The 4,030-nt window shown below is 38.6% G+C and carries 9 protein-coding genes and 2 pseudogenes; 5 read left to right on the plus strand and 6 right to left on the minus strand.

What is annotated here, in order from left to right:
* Together DW965_RS18230 and DW965_RS18235 are read right to left on the minus strand one after the other, a co-directional pair.
* The coding region (locus tag DW965_RS18230) for a MarR family transcriptional regulator (protein WP_119198662.1) at positions 1–256 on the minus strand (256 nt) is incomplete at its 3' end.
* 122 nt (positions 257–378) lie between these two features.
* Complete coding sequence (locus tag DW965_RS18235) at positions 379–981, minus strand: Type 1 glutamine amidotransferase-like domain-containing protein (RefSeq protein WP_119198663.1); 603 nt, start codon at positions 979–981, stop codon at positions 379–381.
* 189 nt (positions 982–1,170) lie between these two features.
* Here DW965_RS18235 and DW965_RS18240 point away from each other — a divergent pair, with 189 nt between their 5' ends.
* The 4 genes and pseudogenes from DW965_RS18240 (at position 1,171) to DW965_RS18255 (ending at position 2,159) form a co-directional block, all read left to right on the plus strand.
* The gene (locus tag DW965_RS18240) at positions 1,171–1,338 is read left to right on the plus strand and encodes a hypothetical protein (RefSeq protein ID WP_242998373.1); all 168 of its coding nucleotides are present in this window, start codon (positions 1,171–1,173) and stop codon (positions 1,336–1,338) included.
* Between the two features lie 29 nt (positions 1,339–1,367).
* Positions 1,368–1,694 (plus strand): hypothetical protein, encoded by a 327-nt coding sequence (locus DW965_RS18245; RefSeq protein ID WP_029471619.1) that lies wholly within the window; start codon positions 1,368–1,370, stop codon positions 1,692–1,694.
* Between the two features lie 8 nt (positions 1,695–1,702).
* Positions 1,703–1,876 (plus strand): annotated as a pseudogene (locus tag DW965_RS18250) (dUTP diphosphatase); the annotation flags it as partial.
* A gap of 4 nt (positions 1,877–1,880) precedes the next feature.
* Positions 1,881–2,159 (plus strand): helix-turn-helix domain-containing protein, encoded by a 279-nt coding sequence (locus DW965_RS18255; protein ID WP_092072478.1) that lies wholly within the window; start codon positions 1,881–1,883, stop codon positions 2,157–2,159.
* A 45-nt stretch (positions 2,160–2,204) separates the two neighbouring features.
* On the opposite strand, the gene DW965_RS19425 is transcribed toward DW965_RS18255, so the two are convergent.
* The gene (locus DW965_RS19425) at positions 2,205–2,489 is read right to left on the minus strand and encodes a hypothetical protein (protein WP_199605753.1); all 285 of its coding nucleotides are present in this window, start codon (positions 2,487–2,489) and stop codon (positions 2,205–2,207) included.
* Between the two features lie 109 nt (positions 2,490–2,598).
* Here DW965_RS19425 and DW965_RS18260 point away from each other — a divergent pair, with 109 nt between their 5' ends.
* Entirely contained in the window at positions 2,599–2,916 is a 318-nt protein-coding gene (locus DW965_RS18260) for a hypothetical protein (RefSeq protein WP_242998374.1), read from the plus strand.
* Positions 2,917–2,992: 76 nt separating this feature from the next.
* Here DW965_RS18260 and DW965_RS18265 read toward each other — a convergent pair whose 3' ends face one another.
* From DW965_RS18265 to DW965_RS19430, 3 genes and pseudogenes are all read right to left on the minus strand, one after another.
* Entirely contained in the window at positions 2,993–3,247 is a 255-nt protein-coding gene (locus DW965_RS18265; protein ID WP_117813323.1) for an LPXTG cell wall anchor domain-containing protein, read from the minus strand.
* The gene (locus tag DW965_RS18270) at positions 3,232–3,609 is read right to left on the minus strand and encodes a sortase (RefSeq protein ID WP_330421268.1); all 378 of its coding nucleotides are present in this window, start codon (positions 3,607–3,609) and stop codon (positions 3,232–3,234) included. Before DW965_RS18270 ends, DW965_RS18265 begins: the two co-directional genes overlap by 16 nt.
* Positions 3,610–3,743: 134 nt before the next feature.
* A pseudogene (locus DW965_RS19430) lies at positions 3,744–4,025 on the minus strand (reverse transcriptase domain-containing protein); the annotation flags it as partial.
* Positions 4,026–4,030 lie beyond the last annotated feature (5 nt).

Consider the following 4,030-nt stretch of genomic DNA (forward strand, 5'->3'; position numbering starts at 1 on the left):
CCGTTTCAGACTGAACACGGCTTATCAGCCCTTGATTTTCCATTCTTTCCAGCATCGTAGTAAGAGATGTTATCGCTAATCCGCATTTAGTCGAGAGTGACCTGATTGAAATACCATCCTTCTGCCACAGCACATAAAGAATACGCCCCTGGGCTCCATTAAATGCATCAATATTCTTTTCACTGAGAATCTTCTCGAAAATCCGGTCTCCAAGCTGTTTTATTTTAGTAACAAGAAATCCTCCATTCATTTCCATGCAAAAGCTCCTATATAGTAGTTTATTAAAAACATACTATATAGGAGCTTTATTGTCAACAGTTTATATATCTTAATAGGTAAATTCCGTTTTTTTCAATTCTCCAAACTTGAATTTTCAAATTAGTCTTTGCAAATAACCTTTGAACCGTCACCGTCAATTACAATTCCCTGACAGTTGTTAATTGGGCATAGATTCAAATCCGAAAACTCAGTCATTATTTTCTCGGTAACTTTCTTAAATGGTGCTATAAGATAATGCGGAAGAACATAGAAATCAATCAAATCAAGCCCTGCATCATCTTCTTGTGAGTAGTCCTCCGGCTTTTCATCCATTTGCTGGATATATTGGATGCTTGGAGCGCATATAATTGCGCCTGCCGACTCGCCGATCATCAATTTTCCATTTGCCAATTCCTTTTTCAGCAGCCCATCAGTTCCCGTTTTACGGAGCCGGTCCATAAGAAAAAAAGAATTTCCGCCGGTAAAATATATCACATCTGCATCTTCAAAAACAGACTGTATCGTTGAATAAGCCTCCGTTGAAATATCAATTTCAGTTACGATTGCTCCCAACTTTTTGAATAATTTTCGAGCCGAGCCGACATAACCGGTGTAGCCTTCACGCAGCGAAGCTGTTGGAATAAATGCGACTTTCTTATTTTCAATTTCTTCCTTTATCAGACTTCCTACACTTGAAAAATGCGAACATAAAAATAGTTTCATCAATATTCTCCTTTATAAATTCAGATTTTCTCAATTCTCCAAACTTCGATTTGCACTTCAAATCGTTTTCTTCATTCTATCACAGCATCTATTATTCTGTCATCAATCTTTCGAACCAAGTATCCATGACAATAATAAACTGGCTTGCCCCTTTCCACTCTTGCAGCATTTCATCCAGAGTTTTGTGTTTTGCAAAAAGAAAAACTGCAACAGCAGATAGCTTCCGAAGAAGAAGCAATAAGCAGCTTGAAAGAAAAATTAAAAGATCTGGATACTGCCGATCAGAATGTTGATGCCATTCTTCAGATGCAGATTCCAGAAGCAGCGAGATCAAAAACCAAAGATCTCGAACGATAACTATCACAAAACGAAGGAGGAACTATTACATGACACAAGAAGAATTTAATGTTGTATTTGAACTTCAAATGAGGAAATGTGCTGATATCCTGGCACATAAAAAGAAAGAATATACCGGTGACAATATTGACCGCCTCAGTGCATTCAAGATTGCTGCCGCTTTACAAAACTGCGATCCAAAAGCAGCACTGGCCGGTATGATGTCGAAACATGTCGTATCCCTTTACGATATGTGTTATTCCACTCTGTTACATTTTGACATGGAACAGTGGGATGAAAAGATCACAGACTGCATCAATTATCTGATTCTTTTAAAAGCTCTGGTAAAGGAGGAACAGGCCTATGGATCACATTGAAACAGCTATCTTACCGTGGTGAGATCCATGCCATTATCAGTAACGTGAGCACATCTTCTCAGACCATTCATAAAGACACACGCGTCGGTCAGCTGGTAATCACACCAGTCGTGATCGCAGACTTTGTCCTGGACCTTGGTGAAGGACGAGGAACTGGGGCATTTGGAAGTACAGGAGAATAATACTATGATTACATTTGGAAGAAAATTAAAACACTTAAGACAGAAAAATCATCTTACTCAGAAAGAACTTGGCATGGCTGTTGGCTTTCCCGACAGCTGTGCCGATGTCCGGATTGCTCAGTACGAAAGCGATGTCCGAACACCGAAAGAGGATCTTATGAAACTCTTCGCATCAACACTCGGTGTTCCGGTTGAACTCTTTACCGTACCGGTACTCTCAGAACCCAGAGAGTATGAGGCCGCGGAGTATTGGAGGTATGAACTTGGGGCAGAGTTGGGTTGATTTTTCCCCGCTAGCTAAAAAACGTCTGCGTAAAACGAATTTGTTTTATGCAGACATTTTCTCTAACTTTGATTTAGAAAATTTATACAGCAATGATTGCCGGAATGACAAGACAGAACCACGTCCTAATATTTCCTGAATATCCGTGGAAATAATATACTCTTCATTTAAAAGAGCTAATCTGAATTTATCTAAAATCATTTCCCGATTCTGGGAGTCACCAACATAATACACCTTCATTTTTTTGCAACTTGTTACTAAAAATTGCATCAGAAAATTTCTATTACCCTTATACATAATAGTATTAGTTATATCTTCTTCCGGATTCATTGCTTCTTCTGTTAAAGCGACTGATCAGAGAATAGCTCAAATCACCAGTGAGCTGCGTACACAGAAAGTCATTCAAAAACACTGCGATTCTTACCGGCTCTGCCGTAAAGTGATTGAAGATTGCAAATCTGCAAAAAATCCAAAAGCTTACCGTACCAAGCATCAGGCAGAATACCAGCTCCACGATTCACTAAAAAAAGAGCTGCAAGATCTCGGTATTACCAAAATCCCAAGCTCTAATAAAATTCAGAAGCGGATTGAACATCTTGAATCTGAACAAGCTGCTACTGTCCGAGAAAAACAGGAATTGCAGAAAAAACAGAAAACACTAGATATCATCCAGCAGAATTTCACAGTACTACTCAATGCTCCTCATATATCAAACAACGATATCAATCGTACCGTTGCACCACCACTTCAACACTAATATCAGAAACGTTTTAAACCGTATAACACAAGAAAACTGATTCCACCGCAATGGATCAGTTTTCTTTAAATAATGGCTACTTCATTTTTCTCTTTTTATATAATCCTACAATCAAACCAAGACTAACAATCGCTATTAAAAACCATGCAACTATATTTGTTGTATCTCCGGTTTTTACCGTATTTATTATTTTCTGAATAGTATTTGGCTTATCTGGTTTTCCTGTTCTGCTTCCTGCTTCAGCATGGATTGTTGAAATATCTATAAAATTACCGACAAGAAAAAGCATAACGAATAAAATAATGTGAATACTTCTTATCTTCTTTCGCACCTTGCTTTCCTCCTTTTTCTATCTCGTATACTATAAATTACAGCTATCATCAGCCCTATAAAAATCACTATAATTGTTACAATCAGCACTTTAGCAGTAAAAGATAACTCTGGTTTTATATTTGTATCAGGCTCTTGCTTTGTTGCCTCTTCATAAGGTATTCTCTCTCCTCGAACCAAAAGTCTGTGTGTGTTGATTGCAAATGGTGTACACGTAACAAGTGTTGCATAATCCTTACCTGGTTCAATGGACAAGCTATCTGTCTCTTGTGGCAAAACCGTTAATATCTGATCAATCTGATATGCCAGGGTTTCATCTAAGACTTTAATGTAAAAAATATCCCCTACTTCCAGTTTATCTATATTGGTAAATAGTGTTTTTGTCGGAAGACTCTATGTCCGGTCAGAACTGTATGTGTACTTTCTCCACCAACTGGAAGAGATGTACCCCAAAAATGTCCGACACCTGCCTGTAACACAGCTTCACTTGTTCCATGATCAAGTGCTGTCAGGATTGCTTGCTGTGCACATCTATTCGGTCTGAATCCGTAGCTATGGTCATGGAACTGTTCCTCATAGATTGGTGTTAAGACCTGTGCAATGGCTTGTTGTATGAATCTGTCTGTTACTGTTGGTACTCCCAGGTTTCTGACACCACCGTCTGGCTTTGGTATCTCCACTCTTCGTACTGGTTGAGGTTTATATTTTCTTGTCCTCAACTGTTCCTTGATAATTTCGCCGTCCTTTACAAGATGTTCTTTAAGTTCTGTGTACTTCATTCCGT

Source organism: Blautia sp. AM47-4, from assembly GCF_003479865.1.
GTDB lineage: Bacteria > Bacillota > Clostridia > Lachnospirales > Lachnospiraceae > Fusicatenibacter > Fusicatenibacter saccharivorans.

What these genes read in the sequence shown, in the direction of transcription:
- DW965_RS18255 (WP_092072478.1), top strand. Translation starts at nt 1,881, where the DNA reads ATGATTACATTTGGAAGAAAATTAAAACACTTAAGACAGAAAAATCAT.
- DW965_RS18235 (WP_119198663.1), bottom strand. Translation starts at nt 981, where the DNA reads ATGAAACTATTTTTATGTTCGCATTTTTCAAGTGTAGGAAGTCTGATA.
- DW965_RS19425 (WP_199605753.1), bottom strand. Translation starts at nt 2,489, where the DNA reads ATGAATCCGGAAGAAGATATAACTAATACTATTATGTATAAGGGTAAT.
- DW965_RS18245 (WP_029471619.1), top strand. Translation starts at nt 1,368, where the DNA reads ATGACACAAGAAGAATTTAATGTTGTATTTGAACTTCAAATGAGGAAA.